Raw genomic sequence first — 22,645 nt, 5'->3', positions numbered from 1 at the left:
AAAATTACCCCACTTAATATTAGTCTTTTATAGATATTTTAAAGGAAATAAGCCATAATGAGAACTAAAGACAGGAGGAAAATTATTATGGCAAAAAATCAAAAACATTTACGTTTTGTTAAAGGCTTCCTTGTTGGTTCATTAACAACAGCTACTGCAGTTTACGGTGCATTGCATGCATTCAAGAAGAAGGTCATCGAACCTGAAAATGCAGAAAATGAACGTGTCGAAGAAAATCGCAAACGCGCTAACCGTAAGAGCCTACAAGCTCACCAAGGTTAATAAATAAAAAAATGCTGTGTCAGATTAATTTCTGCACAGCATTTTTTTATAATTTAGTAGTCTTTTTAGTTTGACCTTCCCAATCACTGAAGCGGTCCTCTAACCACTTAACATCAGTAAAGCCATACTTCTTTGTTAATTTGATAGCAGCACGAACACAAATATTCTTACTATCTCCATATAAATAAACTGGAAGATCTGGGCGCAATTCGCTCTCATTGTACTTTAATTGCGTATATGGGAGGTTTCTTGCTCCAAGGATATGTTTTGCATCGAATACATTTTTTTCTCTCAAATCAACAATTTGAGCTTTTCTCATTGTTTTTTCAAAGGTCTTTTGATCAATTGAGCCACCCATTTGTCTACCTTTGAACCAGTAGTACAACCATGAGCCAACCCAATAAACAATAAAACCAATGACAATAACGTACAAAACTGCATTTAATACTTGCATTAACACAAACCCCTAATCAACTTTAATCAATGAAGCAGCACCAATAACACCTGCACCGTTACCAAGACTAGCAAGTCTTAATTCAGTTGAGTCTTTGATAGTAGCAAATTCGTTAGCACGCATAGCTTTATCAACTTTGTTCAACAAGAATTCACCAGCGGCTGAAACACCACCACCGATAACGATATATTTAGGATTCAAAGTATTGGCGATGTTACCAAGAACAAATCCAAGTGAATCACAAACGTAATCAGCAACCATAAGTGCTAAATCGTCGTCTTTCTTAGCTAAATCGAAAACGTCCTTGGCTGAGATATCTTGTCCATCATCTAGCGTAGCTTTAAGTTCTGAACTACCAGCATATTCTGATGCACGATCTCTAGCAACACGAACGATACCTGTTGCTGAAGCGATTGTTTCTAGACAACCTCTCTTACCACAAGTACACATGAATCCATTAGGATCAACTGTAACGTGGCCAATTTCACCAGCGGCACCATTTTGACCTTGAATCAACTTACCATTAGCGATGATACCACCACCAACACCTGTTCCAAGTGTTACGAAAACAACATCGTCAGCATTGTTACCAGCACCTTGCCATCTTTCACCAAGAGCTGCAACATTAGCATCATTTTCAATTACTACAGGAAGACCTGTACCTTTTTGAATATCACGAACTGGGTAAACTTCATCAGTCCAGTTAAGGTTAAAAGCACCTTTGATCGTACCTCTTTCATGATCAATTGTACCAGGTGAACCCAAACCAATTCCGTCAAATTGATCGATATTCATATCATACATTTTGATATGATGATTAATTGAATCGATGATATCAGGAATAATCAATTGTCCATCTGAAAGAATATTTGTTTCAATACTCCATTTTTGTTGAATCTCACCTTTATTAGTAAGAATAGCAAATTTAATTGTTGTACCACCAAGGTCAACACCGATTAACTTTTTGTCTGTCACTTTGATCTGTCCTTTTCTTTCTCTTCTTCTTTTCTATGCTCCCGTTTTAAGACCAATTGAGCACTAATAAAAGTCTTTTTGTCGATCATTTGACTCTCATACAAGCGTTTAACTTCTATGAACATTAACTCTATATCCCAGATGCGTTTACCAACATGGACATAAGTTCCAAATCTTTTCAGTAGTTGTTGAACGTCATAAAGAGTCGTAAAACTCATTCTATCATCCATAAACTATCATACCTTTTGCATACATATAGTAAGAAACAGCTACAACTAATACTAAAGCCAATATTCGAATGTAAACTTTTGGACGTTTGATACCGGGTAAACTTAAGGCGTACGCCAACAAAAATCCGCCGACAGCACCACCCAAATGACCCCAAATATCAATTCCTGACATAGTCAGATCCATTAATAAATTAATTACAATTAACCCTAAAAAGCTTTTTCCTAATTCAGTTAAAAAACGATTCTCACGGTAAATCATAGCTAATGCCAAAAAGGCACCAAACATTCCGAATAAGGATGTACTAGCACCGGCTGAGATAGCATTACTGTCCCCAAAAGCAAAACTAGCCAAATTACCAGTAATACCACTCAAGAGATAAATTACTAAAAAGCGCCAATGACCAACCATGGGTTCTAATATTTGACCAACATATAACAGTGTAAACCCATTCATGAAAATATGGAAGATGCCAATATGTAAAAATATTGGTGTAATTAATCTCCACCACTGACCGATTTGAATACTGTTGTTAGTTTTTGCACCTAACATCATTAGTGTATTAATGTTCTGTGAGCCACCCATTAACGTTTCAAGAAGAAAAACCGCAATGGTAATAATTAAAAGAATCCACGTCACATATGCGTTACTTCGTCTATTAAACATTTTCATTACCCGAAGTGATAATCTTATCGACTGGTTTATCTAAAACGTAAACCGGCCATGGGGTTTGGGAATAATATTGTTGTGACAAAGCTAAAGCAAGCGTTTTAGTGGGATATTTAGCAAGGTAACGGTCAAAATAACCAGTACCAAAACCTAAACGATCTTTATCAGCCGAAAAAGCCAATCCAGGAACAATCAACAAATCTGGTGGATCCATCAAATTATTATCATATTCTTTAGGTTCTCTCACCCCAAAAGTATTTTCGGTCAATTCAGTATCTTTAGTGTATTTAACAAAAGTCATTGAATAATCCGGAAAAGTTTTTGGAACATAGACTTCTTTCCCCATTTCAAAAGCTTGATTAATAATTGGAAAAGTTGGTATTTCATCATTCATACTCAAAGTAATTCCAATTGTCGGAGCGTTTTGAAAATCTAAATCGTTAAAAAGCTGAAAATAAATATTATTGATCTCTTTTTGAGCCTTATCAGATTTCATAAACTGACTGACCAAATCAATTTGCTTTTTTCTAAAGCTTACTTTATCCAACTAATCACTCCCAGTCCTAGTAAAAAAAAACAACAGGGATTTTAACCTGTTGTTTATTTTGTTTCACGATGCAATGTAACAGTACGTTCACGTGGACAATACTTCTTAAGTTCAAGACGATCAGGATTGTTACGTTTGCTCTTGCTTGTTAGATATGTACGTTCATGACATGAAGTACATTCCATTGTTATATTAACTCTCATCTTTGGAACATCCTTTCATAAATACTTAACTAAATTCAACTAATTAAATATATCATTTTTTCGGATATTTTAAAAGGTCAAATTAGGATTATTTCTGTCCTGTAAGTTTAAAGTAGTCCGTATAGATCTCTTTTGCAAGTAATTGGGCATAACTTCCCTTTTCAGAAGTTAGATTAGGAAAGACGATAGCCATTGCAATATTAGGATCTTCATACGGTCCAAATGTTACCAAACTAGTTGTGATTGTTTCTGGTGGATCGGATGAAGGATTTTCAGGATTGTAATAGAAAGATTGAGCTGTACCAGTTTTAGCAGCAACTGAAGGCGAAATATCAGCTAAACGAGTTGCTGTTGTCCAATAACCACTACCATGAACAGCTGCGTACATACCTTTTCTAACAACGTTTAATTCATCCTGAGTAAAACCAACCTTATTCAAAATAGAAGGCTTAGTAACGGATGTCAACGCACCTTTCGTTCCATCGTTCTTTGTCTTTTGAATCGATTGAACAACGTATGGTTTCATACGATAACCGCCATTAGCAATCGTGGAGATATATTGAGCCATTTCAATCAATGTATAGGCGTCATAGTTACCATAAGATAAATCCAGTGCAGAACCAGTCTTTAACGCACCATCACTATTAGTGGTTGCACCTTCGATACCGGTAGTTTCACCAGAAATATCAATACCAGTTTTGACACCTAAACCAAATTGATTAAAGTAACCTCTCAATTTAGAGAAAATATCTGAATCCATATGAATATATGAGTGTGGTGTATATTTTGCATTAGCTTCTTTCATAGCTAGTGCCATCATATACTCATTAGATGAAAATTGTAGTGCTTGAACTGCACTCAAACTACTAAAGGTACCAATTGGATAAACAGATTTCTTAACCGGTGTACCTGGTAAGTAAATCGGATTATCAGCTAAGGTGTTATTTGATGGTGAAATAACGCCATCCATCATCGCACCTAAAACTGTCGCACCCTTAACTGCAGAACCCATAACAAACGTCCGATTGATTACACCTAAAGCATCTTCAGTCGTTTTACCTGTTTGAGGGTTATTGTGAATTCCGGCCATCGCCAAAACTGCACCAGTTTTTGGATTCATTGCCACAACATAAGCACCATCAGAATATTGTGTAATACCAGCTGATTTAGCAGCACTGTATTGTTCTTCCAAAGCACTTTGAACTTGTTTCTGGAACTTTGAATCAATCGTCAAATTAAGGTTTCCACCCTTTTGACCTTTATAAACTACTTTACTTTTCTTAATTTGATTATTTGAACCAACTTGAACGTCACGGATACTCTTGGTACCAGAAAGAATTGATTCATAACTCTTTTCTAGGTAACTAGTTCCGACACGATCATTTCGTGAATATCCAGAAGCTAACATCGTATTCAATTCACTATCAGGAATACCTTGTTGTTCGGTTGATACTCCACCAATGATACTTTCAATTGATTTACCTTGTGGATATTCTCTTTCCCAGTTACTACCAATACTTACACCGGGTAATTCTGTTAAATGTTCACTAACTTCAGCAATTTCTCGAGCTGTTAGATCTTTATCTTTCAAAAAGACTGTTGAAAGTGAATAGGCCGAACTCATTTTTTTGAATAAAGTTGCCCTTTGAAGGTCTTTATCATTCAAATGAATACCTTGTTGCTCGATATATTTAACTTCATTAGCGTAAACTTTATTAGTCGAGAGCGAATCACCATTTGAATCAACACGATATGACTTAGGCATTTGTTTAGTAACCTTCGTCGACATACCAGGTTTAGCTAAAATGTAATCTGCTTTATCTCGACTACTCAAGTTTGTTGTTTCGACTGTTAAATATTTGGTAAGTCGGTTAACGATTTGATAGATATCACTCGATTTAACACTACCACTCTTAGTATATGTGATAGCATTTTCAGTTGAATTACCCACCAAGAGTCTACCCTTTGAATCATAAATCATTCCACGAGGAACACTGCCTGTCATTTCTGTCTTATCCGTTCGATCAACCTCAGCTTGGAACTTACCACCATAAACTATTTGGAGATATGCAAGTTGGCCAACTAACATTGCAAATAAAACAAAGACGATAAAGAACAGCAAATTTAACCTAAATGGAATAGTAGACCGTGCCTGACTACCTGTTCTCTTCTTGATTATATCTAGTATTCTTCTCATATTACCCTTCAAAAAAGCGAATAGTTATTCATTAGATTTAAAAATATATTTTGGTCCATCAAGTTTAGGGTCATATTCTACTAATAAGTCATATCTTTCAAAAAACCAAGTATCACTATCAGTAATGAAATAAGTAATCCCATTGATTACTGTACTGGACTCTGGATTCACTGGCTTTTCCTTACGCATAGCGATTGAGAAGCCATCGTGAACCATTGTTTTACCATAGACCTTACCATAGAAATGGATCCCATCCCCAGGTACCAAGTCTAATTCTTCTTCAAACCACTTTGTTGCTTCATCCGTCAATTCTATTTTCATAACATTCACCTCAATATTTTATACGGTAAACATAACAGAAAACGTATTCATTACGCAACTTCAACGGACTTAACAGTTAAATCGTAGCTGCCAACAGGTGTTTCAACTGTTACAACATCACCAACACGCTTGCCGAGCAAGGCTTTAGCAATCGGTGAATCATTTGAAATTTTACCAGCATCAGGATCTGATTCAGCAGCACCAACGATTGTATAAACGTCAGGTTCTTCTCCATCTTCTTGAACAGTAACTTTTTTACCGATTGAAATTTCATCACTAGCTACTTCATCAGTATCAATAACATTAGCATAGTGAAGCATATCGATAATAGTTGAAATACGTGATTCAACCACACTTTGTTCATCCTTAGCTGAAGTGTATTCAGAATTTTCTGATAAATCACCAAAACTTCTAGCAATCTTAATACGATTGATAACTTCTGGACGTTTAACTTTCTTCAAATTTTCTAATTCTTCTTCCAGCTTTTTCTTACCTTCAGCTGTCATAGGATAACTTTTATCTGCCATTTTTATAACTTCCTCGTTTCAAAATCATTTATTAATATTCTAATTTTAAAATGTCATCTAATCAACCAAGATTAGATGACATTTTATTATTGTTCAATTATACCTTATTGTCCGGTACTTGCATAACCACTCTCATGTTCTTCAAGTGTATGTGAATATGTAACCTTACCAGTCTTCAAGTTAGCATAGAAGTAAAGATAGTTTTGACTTCTATCTGATGGATTCAATGTTGCCTCAATTGACTGGAGACTTGGGGTGTTGAAAGGTCCAGGTCCAAACCCAGTATTCTTATACAAGTTATAAGGTGATTTTACACTGGTATCTTTATTAGTTAATTTAGTCTTATGCGTATTTAGAGCGTACATAACTGAGATATCTGACTGAAGTGGCATATCAATAGCTAAACGATTAAAGAAGACTCCAGCAATCTTCTTACGATCTGCCTTTGTAACACCTTCTCGTTCAACTAACGAAGCCAAAGTCAAAATATCTTGGACTGTATAGCCTTTTTCTTTAATAGTTGAGTAGTATGGTGTTAATTCATCATTTTCCTTCTCAACCATCTGATTAACTATCTCTTTCAAACTAAATCCCTTGTATACATTATACGTTGCAGGGAATAAATAACCTTCCAAGTGATAACGAACATTCTTTTTCTTCATAGTCGAATCAAGTAATTGAGGATACTTCTTTTGAAGCTCTTTCATATACTTTTCATTCTTCATCAAAGCCAAGAATTGTTTCTTCGAATACTTAGTACTCTTGGCAATCTGGGTACCAATTTGATCAATTGTGACACCTTCACGAACTAGCACTGTATTTGATGCCGTCCCAGTTGGTTGAGCACTACCGCCCTTTTGAAGCTGCTTAACAATTGAACTCAAATCCCAAGACTGTTTGAAAGTATAATATCCAGCTTGAAAATTAGTGTAATTTTGTGCCTTTATATAAAAATTGAAAACTGTTGCACTCTTAATAACCTTATCTTTTTCCAGTTTCTTCGCAATATCTTTACTTGAAGATCCAACTGGAATGTTAACAACAATATCCTCTTTGCTATTCGCATTGTATGGTTGGAGTGAGCTATTCACATAATTAAAGCCAATTATCGCTACAACAACGGCCAAAACCGCAATCACGCCAACAATCCAGTAAGCAATATGATTTGCTACTGAACGTTCATTGGCACGAGTTCTAATTTTGTCATCCGACTCTTGCTTTAATGCTTCTTTTTTTTCATCCTTTTGGCTCAAGACACAGCCTCCCGAGTTAATTTATTAGAATTATACCATTAGTTACGGAATAATTATCTAATTTCCACATTAAATTTTTGAACTAAACTGTCTTTAACTAGAGAGAATGCTTTTTCAACTTCCTCATCAGTCAACGTATCATTAGGGTTCAAAAACTCTAAATGGTATGCCAGTGATTTATAGTTAGTCTTAATATTTTTACCTTCATAAACATCGAAAATAGTTACATCATTCAGATATTTGCCCCCATTAGCATAAATATCATCTATGATTTCACCATTTTCAACATCACTCTTGACCAAAATTGCTAGGTCACGACTAATGCTTGGATACTTAGGTGCACTTTGTGATTGGACATTTCTAGGATTCAAATTGAATAAGGCATCGATGTTTAATTCGAAGACAAAAGTATCATCAACACTTTGACTCTTTTGATACTTAGGATGGAGTTTTCCAATCAAACCAACCACTTGACCATTTGCCAAGATCTTGGCAGTTTGACCAGGATGCAAATTGGTATAGTCGCTCGTTGCAACATACTCAAATTTAGCATCAGCATTAGTGAAACTCAATAATTCATCAACGATACCTTTGAGATAATAGAAATCAGCCTTTTGTGCCTTAGTATTCCAAGAAGCATCGACAACATTTCCACTGATTGCTCCAGCAATGTACTCAATTTCTTGTGGACGAGCAACCCCTTTTTCACGATTAAAGATTCTAGCTTGTTCAAAAATTCTGAGATCATTTTCATTTCTAGCTTGATTATAAGCAACATTACGAACTAGTCCAGGAATCAAACTATTACGAAGATATTCATGATCTTCTGTCATTGGATGCAACAACTTCGTGTATTCAGAATGAATCGTATTAAAATCGTCAACTTCTTTTTTACTCAAAAGTGAATAGTTGATAACTTCATCCATACCTTCACCCAATAAACAATCGCGTAGCTTGTTACTGAACTCACGCTTCTTACTATATCCACCACGAGTTTCCATTCCAGCAGGTAAAGTATTTGGTAAGTTTTCATAGCCATAAATACGGTTTACTTCTTCTACGACGTCGGCTTCAATTTCCATATCCCAACGACGTGTTGGTACAGTGACAGTTAACTTGTCGCCCTCTACCTTAGTTTCAAAACCAAGACGATCTAAAATCTTTACAATTTCTTCAGTTGCTAAATTTAATCCCATCAAATGATTGATATGCTTGATACTACCATTGATCACTGTTGGTTTTGCTTGTGTGAAATTACCGGCGATTTCGTTTGAAATTTCTTTGGCTGAACTAAATTGATCTGTTAAAGAAGTTGCACGAACCAGAGCTTCTGAAACGATCCCATTGTCAACGCCCTTTTCAAAGCGGTTAGAAGCATCGTCACGAAGGTCATGTCTTTGGGCGGCCTTTCTAACACTAGCCCCATCAAATACACCAGCTTCTAAAACAACGTTTTTAGTATTTTCATCCACACTAGCTAGCTTTCCATTAACAATTCCTGCTAGGCCAAGCACTTTGTCACCCGAAGTAACGACTAAATCATTGTGATTCAAAACTTTATCTTCATCGACTAATTGTAATTTATCACCATCGTGAGCTTTTTTGACCGTTAATTCGCCAGCCAACTTATCCAAATCATAAGCTTGAATTGGTTGACCATATTCAATCATAACGTAATTAGCCGCATCGATCACACTGTTTACTGGACGAATGCCTTGATTCCAAAGTCTTCTTTGAATCCAAAGAGGACTCTTACCTACAGTAATGTCTTTTAATTCACGAACTAGATAATCAGGTACTAAATCCTTTTCTTCAACGTTAACTGACAAATCATTAGAATCCTTGACCTTAGTATCATCTAATTCAGGCTTTTTAAAACTAGGTTTTTCATCGTAAGTAGCACCGATTTCCCAAGCAGCACCACGCATACCCAAAGTATCTGCACGATTAGGTGTGATATCAATGTCGATCATTTGATCCTTTAAACCTAACAAATCATATACTTCTTGACCTGGTGTTTGTGGTTGGTCGAAAACATAAATACCATTTTCAAATTCTTTAGGCATATATTGAGCGGGAACACCAACTTCATCAAGACCACAAATCATCCCGTTTGACTCTTGTCCACGCAATTTACCACGCTTGATTCTAACGCCATTTGGCAAGTGTGATCCGTGTTTTGCCACAATAACGTATTGATCTTTGGCCACATTTGGAGCACCACAGACAATTTGAATATCCTCGTCTTCACCAACATCAACTTGGCAAACTTTTAAATGATCTGAATCCGGATGTGGTGTCACGCTAGTAATATGTCCGACTACCAAGCCAGTCAATTCCTCGCCTAAATTAACAGGTCCTGATTCGATACCTGTCAAAGAAATTTTATCAGCCATTTCCTCAACTGTGTGTGTAACCGGGATGAATTCTTTTAACCAATCAATCGAAATTTTCATTATCTTAATTTACTCCTTTGAATTGTTCTAGGAATCTGACGTCATTTAGGTAGAAGTCTCGAATATCATTGATTCCATATTTAAGCATGGCAAAACGTTCTGGGCCAAGGCCAAATGCCATTCCACTATATTCATTAGGATCAATTCCTGACATCTTCAAAACATTGGGATGAGTTAGTCCAGCACCTAAAACTTCGATCCAACCAGTGTACTTACAAATACGGCAACCTTCTCCACCACAATTGAAGCAAGAAACATCAACTTCAACGGAAGGTTCAGTAAATGGGAAGTAACTTGGTCTGAAACGAATTTCACGTTCATCACCAAAGACGTGACGACAAAGTGCTTCTAGTGTTCCTTTAAGATCGGCCATACTAATGTTCTTATCAACTACCAAGCCTTCAATTTGGTGGAATTGATGAGAGTGCGTTGCATCATCGTCATCACGGCGGTAAACAACTCCGGGTGAAATCATCTTCAAAGGACCCTTAGAAAAGTCATGGGCTTCCATATCACGTCCTTCTTGTGCAGAGGTTTGTGTTCTCATCAACAATTCATCTGACAAATAGAAAGTATCTTGCATGTCACGTGCTGGATGATCCTTTGGGATATTCAATCTTTCAAAGTTGTAGTGATCTTCTTCAACTTCATAACCTGGTGCTACTTCATAACCCAATCCAATAAAGAATTGTTCGATATCTTCGATCGTTTGATTCAAAATATGTTTAGTACCTTGAACTTGCTTAGTTGCAGGCAAAGTAACATCAATTTTTTCTTCTTGAAGTTGATGAGCAACTAATTTTTCATTTAATTCAGTCATCTTTTCTTCAATAGCTGCTTGAATATCTTTTTTAACATTATTAGCTAAAGTACCAATTTCAGGACGCTTTTCAGCGGGAACGTCTTTCATTCCACGTAAAGCCTTAGTAATAGGACCTTTCTTACCTAGCAAATTAACTCGTAAATCATTTAATTCTTGAAGTTTTTCGGCACGTTTTGCTTCATCGATACCATTTTCTCTTAAGCTTTTTAACTTATCATCTAATGACATATTTTCCTCCTGCACTGCTTTATTCTCGAAGATTTTGAACACTAAAAAAATCCTCATCCCAAAATAAGGGACGAGGACTCGCGGTACCACCCTAGTTCATGTTCAAGACATGCACTCAAGCGGTTATATAGTGACCAACTTTTAAACTCAGAAAGTGAATTCGTCATTTCTTTCATTAAGTCTTCTCAGTCGCCGACTCTTCCTGTCATGAAATCCGTGATTACTATTTTTCATCAAAGTTTAATTTTATTTTCATATGACTCATTATACAAAATCTCAAAAGTTTCGCAAGTTTTTACAAAGTTTGTAATCCATACATCAATACTCCGGCAGCCACAGCAACATTAAGCGATTCCGCTTGACCGAGGATTGGAATATAAATATTTTCATCAGCTTGATTCAAAACGTCTTGGCTAACACCATGAGCTTCGTTACCCATGATCAAAGCAAAACTATCTTTCTTGGCCAATTCATTGTATGGTTTAGCTTGGTCATTAACTTCTGAACCATAGATCGTTAAATCAGATTCCTTTGCCAAAGTTATTGCATCATTGATATTCATCCGATAAATTGGTAAGTGGAATTGGCTTCCTTGCATGGAACGTTGAACTTTAGGTTGATAGAAATCAGCTGTATCTAAACTTGTGATCACGCCGTTGTAACCAGCAGCATCAGCTGTTCGAATGATTGTACCGACGTTACCTGGGTCTTGAACGTCATCTAACATGACCCATTTGCCATTAATTGCAGAAAGTTTATCCGTATTATTAACTTTTAAAACTGCAAAAATTCCTTGAGGTGTCTTTGTTTCTGATAATTCTTTAGCAACATCTTCCGAGATTGAAACGGCAATGTCATGATATTTTTTTACTAGACGATCTTCAGTGTACTTCTCTGTAACTAATAATTTTACAAATTCTTGTTCATATTGATCAGCTTCACGTACTAAATGAAAACCTTCTACGACATAGGTTCCCGTTTTACGAATATTTTTTGTTAGAGCTAATTTCTTTAATTGCTTGATTTCATCATTTTTTTTAGATTCAATATATTTCATAAGTCCCATCCCTCTTGTTCTATAATATAAATATTAACACATAAGATGATTTGAGGTGATCAGTAGTGAAACATCTTTCAATTAACGTTGATGGTTTAGTTCAAGGCGTTGGTTTTCGTTATTCGACCTTGCAAGTTGCAGTTGATTTAGGCGTCACAGGTACGATCAAGAATGAACTAGATGGTTCGGTCTCGATTGAAGCTGAAGCTGAACAAAAAATTCTTTATATTTTCTTAAATCGGGTTAAATCTTCACCATCACCCTTTGGAAAAGTTAACAAATTGGACTATACTTTTTCTGACGACTTGCAACATTACAAGAAATTCACAGTGATTGGTTGAAACGTCAAATTAGTTAACGTATATTACTGTATATACATTAAAAGGGTGGTTTATTTAATTGAAGAAAAAATACGTCAAATATCTATCAGTACTGTCATTAGTTGTCGTACTGACACTAGTTTTGACGGGGTGTGCTCAATCAACAACAAATTTACACGCACCAACTAGTGGGCCATACGGTTTTATCTACAAATGGCTTGGAACTCCGTTTCAAAATTTAATCCTCAAGACAGCGCAAATGATTGGTGGTACTAACGCTTATGCTTGGGGAATCGTCATCATTTCTTTCATTGTTCGTATCGTACTTGTACCTTTATCATTGAATCAACAGTACAAGTCCACAACACAACAAGAAAAAATGCGTGCTGTACAACCTCAATTGAAGCTGATCCAAGCAGCTCAAAAAAAGGCTAAAGATCCTGCAGCTCAACAACAAATCAGTGCTTTGATGATGGACGTCTATAAGAAAAATAATTTGAGTCTAACTGGTGGTATGGGCTGTTTGCCACTACTACTTCAAATGCCAATTTTGGTTGGTATTTATCAAGCCGTACAATATTCTAAACAAATCGGTACCGCAACATTTATGAGTATTCCACTTGGTAAACCAAGTATCCTCATCGCAATCGTGGCTACTTTATTCTATGTAGTTCAAGGTTGGATGTCTCTACAAATCGTTGCTCCTGAACAGAGAAAACAAATGCAGACAATGATTCTCATGAGTCCAATGATGACATTCTTCATTTCAATGATTTCTACAGCTGCTTTAGGTTTGTATTTCTTGGTTGGTGGTGTCGTAATCGTAATTCAACAATTAATTACTAATTACATCATTACACCTAAGATCAGAAAGAAAACTGATGAAGATCTTGCTAAGAATCCAGTCAAAATCGTTGTTACTCAAGAGATGCTTGATGGTATTCTTGGTGGTGCAAGTTCTGCTTCACCTGCTAACAGTGCTAAACAAGCTGAAAAGCAAGAGTTTCATGAAAGTATTCGTGAGTTAAACAAGAAGAGACAACAACAAAATAAAAACAAGAAATAAACAGAGAGTGAAACAAGAGCGACTCATTTCAACTAGAGAGCAGGACAGGACCTGGTCAACTCTCGAGCATTAAAGCAAATAGACCGTGGTAATCAAAGAACGATTACCACGGTCTATTTGTTTTAAGCACAAAGTTTATGTCCCAAGCTCTCTCTTGTAATGAAGTTATTCCAGATTGAATCTGCTTCTTTAAAAATACTAATTCTATTTGAGGCAGAAAAATAATGGAAATATCCTACATCGATGGTTTTGAATGCACTACATAACCGTTTGGATAAATTGTCCAATCATCCCCACTACTGTCAGAGTTGGAATCTCCTGTATTGCTGTGTATCCAATATACTGAATCACCATTTTTATCTTTAACCGTATCATCACTGCCACTTGAAGGATTGACAACGACTGAATATTTACTGTCACTCGATTGATCATTTTGACCCTTGACCAAATTGATAGCATCCTGTGAACTGTTAACACTGGTTGAACTAGAACTATTGTCATTTGTTTGAGTAGTATTTGAATTGGTACTTGGATCAGTATCTGTATTAGAACTAGTATCAGTATCACTTGATGTAACTTCGTTAGTTTTATCGATCTCTTTAGTCTTTGACGTCTTTTTCTTAGCTTTTGACTTATAACTCTTTTTCAATGTTGATTTTGTCAAATTAGAAGAGCGTGACGTCAATTTATTAATTTCACTGTATGCTAATTTATTTTTATTGTTTCGATAAACAAACAATCCAACGGTTCTAAAATCAGTAATTGTTAAATTAGTGAATAAACCTTTAATTTTTTTAGTACTGTTAGATTTAATTGAAATCTTACCTCGTTTTGAGGCGCTAATTTTATTATTTTGGCCGTGAATTAACATGATGTCAGAGAATACTAATCTAACATTTTTATTGGTCCGATTGATCACCTTTAAATCCACATTTGAAGCCGAACTATTTCTGGTAAATTCAAAAGTCATTTCATTTTTTTCTGAATCACTTAAACTTGTATATTCGACAGTCTTATTCGTGGTCTCGTCACTTGAGACTGACTTTTCATCATTACTAGTACTAACTTTTGAACAGCCGCTAATGACGAAAACTAATGCCAATAAGATCAGTAATCTGATTTTTTTCAACAAGCTCCCCCCTCGATGAGATTACTAATAATATACCTTTAACAAACACGAAAAAAAAGTAGATCAACAAATTAAGATCTACTTTTTTAGTTATTTTTCTTTGTTTCATTTTCATCGTCAGTTTCATCTTCTTGAATTATCGGCAATTCTATCTTAAAGACTGTTCCTGAACCGACAACACTTTCCACTTCCAAGCTTCCATGGTATATCTCAATCAATCGCTTGGCGATAGAAAGCCCTAATCCGTTTCCTCCACGCTTTCTAGAGCGTGCTTTGTCAACTCTATAGAAACGGTTAAAAATTCGTTTAAGGTCATTTTTGGCAATTCCTAGACCATAGTCTTGCACAACTACTTCTAGTAAAGCTGAATTAGTTGAAGCAGCAAAATTAATTTCCTTACGTTCTGTTGAATATTTAAAAGCATTGTCCAACAGAATCACTAGAACTTGTTCCAAGTGATTACGGTAGATCTTTACTTGACTACCTTCACGAATATCATCATCAAAATTGATCACAAAATCCGGATGTAACATTTTAAAGTCATTATAAACTTGAGTAAATAATGGTTTCACTTCAGTTGTTTGTTCCAAATAAGCACTATCAATTTGTTCAACTCTTGTCAGATCAAGCATCTCTTGAATCAATGACTGCATTCGTTTCAACTCTTGTAAAGATGAGTTGATTGAATCATTCAAAACTTCAGGATCATCTTTACCCCAGCGTTGCAACATACTTAAATGTCCTTCCAGCACTGCGACAGGCGTTCTCAATTCGTGAGAAACATCTTCGACAAACTCTTTTTGTTGATTCGTATAAGCTTGCATGCGATCAAGCATTTTGTTGATATTGACGGTCAGATCATACACTTCATCGTTACGTTTACGCAATTTAATTCGTGAATCAGAATCTGGTTTTTTGTTTAAATCGTCAATCGTCTTATTGATTTTTTTCAAATCATTCAAAACTGATGTCACCGCAAAAAAGCTTAACAAGACTCCAATTATGAAAACCACTACTCCACCAACAATTAATTTTGTTGAAAAAGTATTGATTTCATTAACCGACGCCACGTGTTGCACGGTTCGCATCGCTAAGATAGCTACAAAAATGTAAGCCATCAAAATAACAATTGAAATTATTGCCGTCCACTTGAATCTAATGGAAATTCTCATCGTCTCATCACATATCCTTTACCACGAACGGTTGAAATATAACTTGGCGCACCAGCACGATCAATCTTATTTCTTAGATATTTGATGTACACATCAACAACATTAGTTTCAGTTGAAGAACCCGTACCCCAAACACGTTCTAATAAATCATCACGACTAAGAACAGTTCCAACATTTTCCATCAATACGCTCAAGAGATCGTACTCACGACGTGTCAAATCAATTACTTCACCGTTACGTTTTAGAGTTTGAGTAGTTTTATCAATAACCAAATTCTTATACTTGAGAACTTGATCATTATTTCTCGTTACATCGATATCCAAATCGATGCGTCTCAACAAAGCTCGAATACGAGCCAACAATTCTTCGATAGCAAAAGGCTTGACGATATAATCATCTGCTCCGTGATCCAAACCAGAAACACGATCAATGATCGAATCACGTGCTGTCATCATAATAATTGGTGTGTTCTTCTCCTGGCGAACACGTCGACAAACTTCGATACCGTTTAATTCTGGCAACATCAAGTCAAGTAAGATTAAATCCCAGTCTTCTGACAATGCTGCATCTAGTCCAGTGCGACCGTCTCTTTCAACGGTTACTTCATAATTTTCATGTTGAAGTTCAAGTTGAACAAACTTTGCCATGTTCTCTTCATCTTCAATAACAAGTATTTTAGCCATACTCTTCTCCCATACATAAATATTAAATTATCTTTAATTATTGCTTAATCATTAATTTGAATTTGCCATAGGTTTAGCAACGCACTAATGATTTTAACATATAGCAAAAATTAAAAGAAGACAAGCTTTTATTTTTATTTTTTTGGAAAATAAAAAAGAGGCGAATAATTCGCCCCAATTTGAAATAATTATTCCAATTATTGTTCCTTATACCAAGTATAATGGAAGATTCCTGGCTTGTCATTTCTCTCATAAGTATGAGCACCAAAGTAATCTCTTTGTGCTTGAATCATATTTGCAGGAAGAACTTCTGAACGATATTGATCATAGTATGAAACGGCAGCCATAAAGCCTGAAACAGGAATACCCGCTTGAACAGCGTAACTAACAACGTCACGTACATCTGATTGATATTCTTCAATGATCTTCTTGAAATAGTCATTCAACAATAGATTATCTAGTTTTGGATCTTCATCATAAGCATCAGTGATCTTTTGTAAGAATTGTGCACGAATGATACAACCAGCACGCCAGATTTGAGCGATGCTACCATATTGTAGATCCCAGTCGTAATGATCAGAAGCTGCCTTCATTTGTGCAAATCCTTGAGCATAACTAATGATCTTACTGAAGTACAATGCCTTACGGATTTTTTCAACTAATTCTTCTTTATTAACATCAGGCACATTTGTAGGAGCAGGTAAAACTTTACTTGCCTTAACACGTTCATCCTTGTATGCAGAAATGTAACGTGAGTAAACTGATTCAGTAATTAGTGATTGTGGAACACCTAATTCCAAAGCACTTTGTGAACTCCATTTACCAGTACCCTTGTTACCAGCACGGTCCAAAATCTTGTTAACAATGTAGTCATCTGAGCCTTCATCATCTTTTCTAGTCAAGATCTTAGCAGTGATATCAATCAAATAACTTGAAAGTTCACCTTTGTTCCAATCATTGAAAATATCAGCAATCTTTTCAACATCATTGTTATACAAATGCTTCAACATATTGTAACTTTCGGAAATCAATTCCATATCACCGTATTCGATACCGTTGTGAACCATCTTTACATAGTGACCGGCACCATTTGGTCCGATATATGTAACACATGGGGCACCATCTTCGTCAGCTTTAGCTGAAATTTGTTCCAAAATAGGAGCAACTAAATCATAAGCTTCCTTTTGACCACCGGGCATCAATGAAGGACCGTTCAAGGCACCTAGTTCACCACCAGATACACCCATTCCGATAAAGTTGATTCCTGATTTATCTAATTGTGCGTTACGCTTCATAGTATCTTCAAAGAATGTATTACCACCATCGATCAAGACATCGCCTTTATCTAGTAAAGGCAACAATTGCTTGATAACAGCATCTGTACCTGCACCAGCTTTAACCATCATCAAAATACGACGAGGTTTTTCTAGTGAGTTTACAAAGTCCTCAATTGTATAACTTGGAACTAATTTCTTTTCTGGATGTTCCTCAACAACTGCTTTAGTTTTTGAACCTGTACGGTTGTAGATAGCAACTTCATATCCACGACTTTCAATGTTTAGGGCAAGATTCTTTCCCATAACAGCCATACCAATAACACCAATTTGTGGTTTTGCCATTAATAATTACCTCCGATTTTTGTTCACATACTAATCTTAACAAAAAAATAAAAAAGGAGCGCATAAAAGCTCCTTTTTAATCAAATTTTTGTATAAAAATATAAAAAAATGTAGGTAAGCTAATTAATCTTTGCTGTCATCATTAAATAGATTCTTTAATTTGGCAAATTCTGGATTAACATGCTCATCTTCTTTTTGCTTATTGAATTCATCCTCTGAAATAACACTCCAGTTCTTACCTGAAGGCATAATATTTTCAGTTTCTTCTTTTTCAGTCAAAACTTTTGTTGGTATACTCAACAAAATATTATCAATAATTGATTCATAGACATTGATTGTTGGATTGTCATCATCGATTGGAATAACTACGTTGTAATCTTCCAATTCTTCATCTGAGACATTATCAATGTTGTAAGCTTCATTGATTCTAATGTTAATTGGTAAATCTACTGGCAACAAACTACGCGTTGAAGGCACCGTCAAGGTTGTCTCAACTTTAACATCAGAAATAACTAAACCATGATCATTAAAAAGTTGACCAGCGACTTCAACCGGAGCAATTTTCAAAATCTCATCTGTTCGATTTTGCATCTCCTTAGTTAAATCAAGTGTTTCTTTGAATTCAAAAGGTTTGTCTTTATAGCGACGAACGTCTTGAACATCCCAATTTAGCATTAATGTACCCCTTTCATGTAAGGTATTCTTCCAAAATTCTGCTCAGAAAAATCAACCAATTGACGAATAGAATCCGCCCGCAGTTCTAATTCTAAAGCAGTTTTCTCTCTTTTCCCTACTCGCGTGATAAACTTTTGATCATTTTGTTTCAAGACGTTCAAATACTTCTGCCCCACTTGATCAAAACCTAAAACTCGCAAATAAGGATTTTGATAAACATTTTTTATTTCCGACTCCTTGACATTTAACAAAGTATAAACCATTAAACGTCTGAGTCGGGCCATAGTATAACGCTTTGATTTGACTCGTTCAATGAATTCCGTGAAATTCTGACTCGAATCAAGCTCTTTTTTTAATTTATATTCTAATCCTTCAACCATCTGATAGTCTTGTCGTAATTCAGTTTCAGAATGACTTAAAATTTGAAATTTTAAATAGTTAAAAAAATCATCCCAAGAAACCGATGTTCCCTTTTGAAAATCAGACAAAGTTTCTAGAGGAACCAACTTCGAAAAATCCTTGTTCTCAGAAAAAAGTTGTCGGATCAACGTGGCACTGTATCCATCACGCTGACGAACAACCGTCTCAATCCCTATGTCATAGTTATTTCCAACGATTGCTCGAGCGTAATTCAATCCCAACAGTTGATTTGGATCGTGCGTCACATCGATGCCGTTATAACGATAAAAATCAGTTAAGTTGGCCGCTGAACTCCGAGAATAGTCTTGTTGAAACCGCTCATCTAACTGTAAAGTTTTTTTAGCTAAACTTTGGAAATCAAGCTCATGCTCAGATCCAAAGACGATTTTATCAACTGATAAAGCATTCAATAATGAAACTCCGCCTTCAGCAAAATATTGTGCCGATTGAACCGCATAAGCAAATGGCAATTCAATTACTAAATCGACTCCATTTTCTATTGCTACTTTAGCCCGACTCCATTTATCTAAGACGGCAAAATCACCCCGTTGTACAAAATTGCCTGACATTACAGCAATTAAAACATCGGGATGATATTTTTGTTTAATTTTATCAATAAATAACTTGTGTCCATTATGAAATGGATTGAATTCAGCGATAAAACCGTAAACTTTCATAACTACCTCTATTTTTCTGCGGCAAAGAACCAACGATTAGAATCATCTTGAACAGCCGAATTGCCAAAATCTGCACTGACTTGAATATTCTTGAAACCGATGTCGAACAAAATCAACTTAAAAGTTTCAATCGGATAAGTTCTCTCCTTATGTAACTCAGTATTGACCGAATAGCCTTGAATCTTATCATTCCAATTAAAGAAAGTCAGTTCATGCTCAATACTGTGAGGATACTCTCCCTCATAACTATTCCACATAAACGCAGAATCTTCTGTGCGGTGATTGAACATATAGCCTGGGAAAACTTCATCCATTTGATACAAAGAGTGAGCATCAAATAAATATTTCCCTCCAGTATTCAAATGTTGATAAGCTTGATCAAAAGCGATAGCTAATTCGTCTTCATCTGTTAAATAACAAATCGAATCATCAAAACAAGTTATTACGTCAAATTGGCCAAAATTGTAGAGATCCATCATATTACTAGGTTCAAATGGAATCTTCTTCTTAGCTTTATTAGCTTTTTTTTGAGCAATCTTTAACATTTCTTCTGACAAATCAGTTCCAGTGACATCATATTTATCAGCTAATAAAATTGTCAGATCACCGGTTCCGCAAGCGACATCTAAAAGCTTTTGATCAGTTGGAACTTGTTGTTGAACGTAATCAGCCCACTTATTGTAAAGTGTGTCATCCATCAATTCACTATAAACACTGGCAAATGAATTATAAATCATTATTCAGTTACCAAATTGGAAATATCAACTTCTGTCGCATTTGACCAAAGTTTTTCCAAATTATAAAAGTCACGTTGTTCTGAAGTGAAGACGTGAATAATTACGTCATGTAAGTCAATCAAAACCCAACCAGAGTTACGATTTCCTTCAACGTGTCCAACGTCAATTTTATTTTCACCTGCTTTGTCCAAAACCGATTGAACAATCGCATCGACTTGACGTTGAGAACTAGCATCCATGATGACAAAGTAATCAGCCATAATACTTACTTCACTGATATTCAAAACTTTAATATCATTAGCGTGCTTTTCGTCAGCTGCCTTAACAGCAACTTCCATTATTTTTTTTGAGTCCAAATTATAAATCTCCTTTTGTAATCCAATAATTATAACTAATAAATGTTTCTGGATAAATTTCTTTATTTTGATCGATCAAATGTGCTAATGAATGTTTTAATTCATAAGCCACTGCTGAATCAAGTGATTTTTTTGCGTATTCTCTAGCTTCTGTAATGCCAGGAAAATCTCTTTTAGGTTCAATAAAGTCGGCTACAAAGACACATTTATCGACTTGAGTCATTTTGGTTGAGCCAACCGTATGTCTACGAATAGCATTCAAGACATCTTCATCATAAATACCGAGTTCATCTTTGACAATTTCAGCTCCGACGACACCATGCCAAATTGCATTATTGTACTTCAGTAAATCTGGGTCAAGTTGCTTTTCCTTGATTACACTAATAAATTCTGCATCGCTACGTTCTTTGGCATAATCGTGCAAAAGACCAGCCAATCCAGCTCTCAAAACATCGCCACCAAATTTTTGAGCCAACTGTTGACTAACTTCTTCGACTCGCAAACAATGGGTGAAACGAAAATCACTCAAACTATTTTTCATACGTTTTAAAATTTCGTCACGATCAATTCCCGGCTTAATTTTACTATAATCAAATTCGGTCATTGTAAAGCCCCCTGTCTTTAATGTACCAAGCAACATCATCTGGAACTAAATACTTGATTGACTTACCTTTTTTGACCCGTTCACGAATCATACTAGAGCTAATTTCAATTACTGGTGTATTCACCCATAGAATTGGGTACTTAGACTTTTTCTCAAAGCCTTTGCGACAAACACCTACAAAATGAACCATCTGCATCAACTCATCAATATGTGACCATTTAGGAAGATTTTCAACCATATCTCCACCAATAATAAAGTAGTATTCAGTATTAGGATTATACTCTTTTAACAATTTAATCGTCTCAAAAGTGTAGCTAACGCCGCCACGTTTAATATCAGTTAAATCAAGATCAAAGTGCATATTATCTCGAATAGCTAATTTGATCATATTGATTCGGTCATCACTATTAATTGAAGGAATTGTTTTCTCGACACCACGATGAGGTGGAATCTTATCTGGCAAAAACAACACCTTATCAAGGCAGAGTTGTTCATATACTTGTTCAGCAATCAACAAGTGTCCTAAATGAATTGGGTTAAACGTTCCACCCAAAATACCAACATGCTTCTTTGGTAAATTACTGTGAAATTCCAATTTTGCTTTAGTTAATAATTGTTTTTGAGTATCCATTTTTCATCACTTTTAATTACATATTCTCTAATTCAATTGAGTATTTACGATTTTTGATTTTAGGTGCTTTCTTGTAGAAAACCATCTTCGATCCAATTGTTTGAACGTGAATTACTTGGTCGTCAAATTCACTTAGCGCATCGATCAAGTCTTGTGGTTCTACCATCGTATTTTGTAACAAAGAAATCTTGATCAATTCAGATTTGTTGATCAAAATTTCAAATTGATTGAGTAAGTTTTCACTGATACCTTCACGACCAACTTGTAGAGCTGGCTTCATAACAGCAGCTTGACTTCTCAAATAGCGGTTCTTTTTTCCTTTAATTATCATTAATA

Annotated in this window: 27 protein-coding genes; 3 read left to right on the top strand and 24 right to left on the bottom strand. The window is 35.6% G+C overall.

Features of this window, described 5'->3' with window-relative positions:
- Positions 1-87 precede the first annotated feature (87 nt).
- Positions 88-282 carry a DUF3042 family protein gene (locus tag U8521_RS03385; RefSeq protein ID WP_334332993.1) on the top strand — a complete coding sequence of 65 codons (195 nt, stop codon included), beginning with the start codon at positions 88-90 and terminating at the stop codon, positions 280-282.
- 46 nt (positions 283-328) lie between these two features.
- Here U8521_RS03385 and U8521_RS03380 read toward each other — a convergent pair whose 3' ends face one another.
- From U8521_RS03380 to U8521_RS03320, 13 genes are all read right to left on the bottom strand, one after another.
- Positions 329-736 carry a rhodanese-like domain-containing protein gene (locus U8521_RS03380; protein ID WP_334332994.1) on the bottom strand — a complete coding sequence of 136 codons (408 nt, stop codon included), beginning with the start codon at positions 734-736 and terminating at the stop codon, positions 329-331.
- Between the two features lie 12 nt (positions 737-748).
- Positions 749-1,711 carry an ROK family glucokinase gene (locus tag U8521_RS03375; protein ID WP_334351860.1) on the bottom strand — a complete coding sequence of 321 codons (963 nt, stop codon included), beginning with the start codon at positions 1,709-1,711 and terminating at the stop codon, positions 749-751.
- Complete coding sequence (locus tag U8521_RS03370) at positions 1,708-1,941, bottom strand: YqgQ family protein (protein WP_135371516.1); 234 nt, start codon at positions 1,939-1,941, stop codon at positions 1,708-1,710. The genes U8521_RS03375 and U8521_RS03370 overlap by 4 nt, the downstream gene beginning before the upstream one ends.
- Positions 1,934-2,605 carry a rhomboid family intramembrane serine protease gene (locus U8521_RS03365; RefSeq protein WP_334351859.1) on the bottom strand — a complete coding sequence of 224 codons (672 nt, stop codon included), beginning with the start codon at positions 2,603-2,605 and terminating at the stop codon, positions 1,934-1,936. Before U8521_RS03365 ends, U8521_RS03370 begins: the two co-directional genes overlap by 8 nt.
- Complete coding sequence (locus tag U8521_RS03360; protein WP_334332997.1) at positions 2,598-3,155, bottom strand: 5-formyltetrahydrofolate cyclo-ligase; 558 nt, start codon at positions 3,153-3,155, stop codon at positions 2,598-2,600. The genes U8521_RS03365 and U8521_RS03360 overlap by 8 nt, the downstream gene beginning before the upstream one ends.
- A 53-nt stretch (positions 3,156-3,208) precedes the next feature.
- Positions 3,209-3,358 carry a 50S ribosomal protein L33 gene (rpmG, locus tag U8521_RS03355; protein ID WP_010019383.1) on the bottom strand — a complete coding sequence of 50 codons (150 nt, stop codon included), beginning with the start codon at positions 3,356-3,358 and terminating at the stop codon, positions 3,209-3,211.
- Between the two features lie 88 nt (positions 3,359-3,446).
- Complete coding sequence (locus U8521_RS03350) at positions 3,447-5,555, bottom strand: peptidoglycan D,D-transpeptidase FtsI family protein (RefSeq protein WP_334332998.1); 2,109 nt, start codon at positions 5,553-5,555, stop codon at positions 3,447-3,449.
- A gap of 24 nt (positions 5,556-5,579) precedes the next feature.
- The gene (locus U8521_RS03345; protein ID WP_334332999.1) at positions 5,580-5,876 is read right to left on the bottom strand and encodes a HesB/YadR/YfhF family protein; all 297 of its coding nucleotides are present in this window, start codon (positions 5,874-5,876) and stop codon (positions 5,580-5,582) included.
- Positions 5,877-5,926: 50 nt separating this feature from the next.
- Positions 5,927-6,403 carry a transcription elongation factor GreA gene (gene greA / locus U8521_RS03340; protein WP_334333000.1) on the bottom strand — a complete coding sequence of 159 codons (477 nt, stop codon included), beginning with the start codon at positions 6,401-6,403 and terminating at the stop codon, positions 5,927-5,929.
- 104 nt (positions 6,404-6,507) lie between these two features.
- Positions 6,508-7,656: an endolytic transglycosylase MltG gene (gene mltG / locus U8521_RS03335; RefSeq protein WP_334333001.1), complete on the bottom strand. Its 1,149-nt coding sequence runs from the start codon at positions 7,654-7,656 to the stop codon at positions 6,508-6,510.
- A 53-nt stretch (positions 7,657-7,709) separates the two neighbouring features.
- Entirely contained in the window at positions 7,710-10,112 is a 2,403-nt protein-coding gene (gene pheT, locus U8521_RS03330) for a phenylalanine--tRNA ligase subunit beta (RefSeq protein ID WP_334351858.1), read from the bottom strand.
- Between the two features lie 4 nt (positions 10,113-10,116).
- Positions 10,117-11,163, bottom strand: coding sequence for a phenylalanine--tRNA ligase subunit alpha (pheS, locus tag U8521_RS03325; RefSeq protein WP_334333003.1), 1,047 nt, complete (start codon positions 11,161-11,163; stop codon positions 10,117-10,119).
- Between the two features lie 295 nt (positions 11,164-11,458).
- On the bottom strand, positions 11,459-12,220 hold the full coding sequence (locus U8521_RS03320) for a TrmH family RNA methyltransferase (protein ID WP_334333004.1): 762 nt from the start codon (positions 12,218-12,220) through the stop codon (positions 11,459-11,461).
- Positions 12,221-12,285: 65 nt separating this feature from the next.
- Here U8521_RS03320 and U8521_RS03315 point away from each other — a divergent pair, with 65 nt between their 5' ends.
- Positions 12,286-12,561 (top strand): acylphosphatase, encoded by a 276-nt coding sequence (locus tag U8521_RS03315; RefSeq protein ID WP_135371526.1) that lies wholly within the window; start codon positions 12,286-12,288, stop codon positions 12,559-12,561.
- Between the two features lie 58 nt (positions 12,562-12,619).
- Positions 12,620-13,606, top strand: a complete 987-nt coding sequence (gene yidC / locus U8521_RS03310; protein ID WP_334333005.1) for a membrane protein insertase YidC — start codon at positions 12,620-12,622, stop codon at positions 13,604-13,606.
- A gap of 235 nt (positions 13,607-13,841) precedes the next feature.
- Here yidC and U8521_RS03305 read toward each other — a convergent pair whose 3' ends face one another.
- The 11 genes from U8521_RS03305 to U8521_RS03255 form a co-directional block, all read right to left on the bottom strand.
- Positions 13,842-14,735 (bottom strand): hypothetical protein, encoded by an 894-nt coding sequence (locus U8521_RS03305; protein WP_334351857.1) that lies wholly within the window; start codon positions 14,733-14,735, stop codon positions 13,842-13,844.
- An 86-nt stretch (positions 14,736-14,821) separates the two neighbouring features.
- Positions 14,822-15,907, bottom strand: coding sequence for a sensor histidine kinase (locus tag U8521_RS03300; RefSeq protein ID WP_334333007.1), 1,086 nt, complete (start codon positions 15,905-15,907; stop codon positions 14,822-14,824).
- Positions 15,904-16,590, bottom strand: a complete 687-nt coding sequence (locus tag U8521_RS03295; protein ID WP_135371531.1) for a response regulator transcription factor — start codon at positions 16,588-16,590, stop codon at positions 15,904-15,906. The genes U8521_RS03300 and U8521_RS03295 overlap by 4 nt, the downstream gene beginning before the upstream one ends.
- A gap of 197 nt (positions 16,591-16,787) precedes the next feature.
- Complete coding sequence (gene gnd, locus U8521_RS03290) at positions 16,788-18,209, bottom strand: NADP-dependent phosphogluconate dehydrogenase (RefSeq protein ID WP_334333008.1); 1,422 nt, start codon at positions 18,207-18,209, stop codon at positions 16,788-16,790.
- A 123-nt stretch (positions 18,210-18,332) separates the two neighbouring features.
- Positions 18,333-18,884: a YceD family protein gene (locus U8521_RS03285; RefSeq protein WP_334333009.1), complete on the bottom strand. Its 552-nt coding sequence runs from the start codon at positions 18,882-18,884 to the stop codon at positions 18,333-18,335.
- Entirely contained in the window at positions 18,884-19,981 is a 1,098-nt protein-coding gene (locus U8521_RS03280) for a nucleotidyltransferase (protein WP_334351856.1), read from the bottom strand. Before U8521_RS03280 ends, U8521_RS03285 begins: the two co-directional genes overlap by 1 nt.
- An 8-nt stretch (positions 19,982-19,989) precedes the next feature.
- The gene (locus tag U8521_RS03275) at positions 19,990-20,718 is read right to left on the bottom strand and encodes a class I SAM-dependent methyltransferase (protein ID WP_334351855.1); all 729 of its coding nucleotides are present in this window, start codon (positions 20,716-20,718) and stop codon (positions 19,990-19,992) included.
- Positions 20,718-21,074, bottom strand: coding sequence for a ribosome silencing factor (rsfS, locus tag U8521_RS03270; RefSeq protein WP_334333012.1), 357 nt, complete (start codon positions 21,072-21,074; stop codon positions 20,718-20,720). The genes U8521_RS03275 and rsfS overlap by 1 nt, the downstream gene beginning before the upstream one ends.
- Position 21,075: 1 nt before the next feature.
- On the bottom strand, positions 21,076-21,678 hold the full coding sequence (gene yqeK, locus U8521_RS03265; protein WP_334351854.1) for a bis(5'-nucleosyl)-tetraphosphatase (symmetrical) YqeK: 603 nt from the start codon (positions 21,676-21,678) through the stop codon (positions 21,076-21,078).
- Positions 21,665-22,309, bottom strand: coding sequence for a nicotinate-nucleotide adenylyltransferase (locus U8521_RS03260; RefSeq protein ID WP_334333014.1), 645 nt, complete (start codon positions 22,307-22,309; stop codon positions 21,665-21,667). Before U8521_RS03260 ends, yqeK begins: the two co-directional genes overlap by 14 nt.
- Positions 22,310-22,325: 16 nt before the next feature.
- Complete coding sequence (locus U8521_RS03255; protein WP_334333015.1) at positions 22,326-22,640, bottom strand: YhbY family RNA-binding protein; 315 nt, start codon at positions 22,638-22,640, stop codon at positions 22,326-22,328.
- Positions 22,641-22,645: the final 5 nt, after the last annotated feature.

The organism is Companilactobacillus miaonis (assembly GCF_036913615.1).
In the GTDB taxonomy this organism is placed as follows: domain Bacteria; phylum Bacillota; class Bacilli; order Lactobacillales; family Lactobacillaceae; genus Companilactobacillus.
Note: the sequence above shows the minus strand (reverse complement) of the source record. Positions and strands in the feature narration are given on the sequence as shown.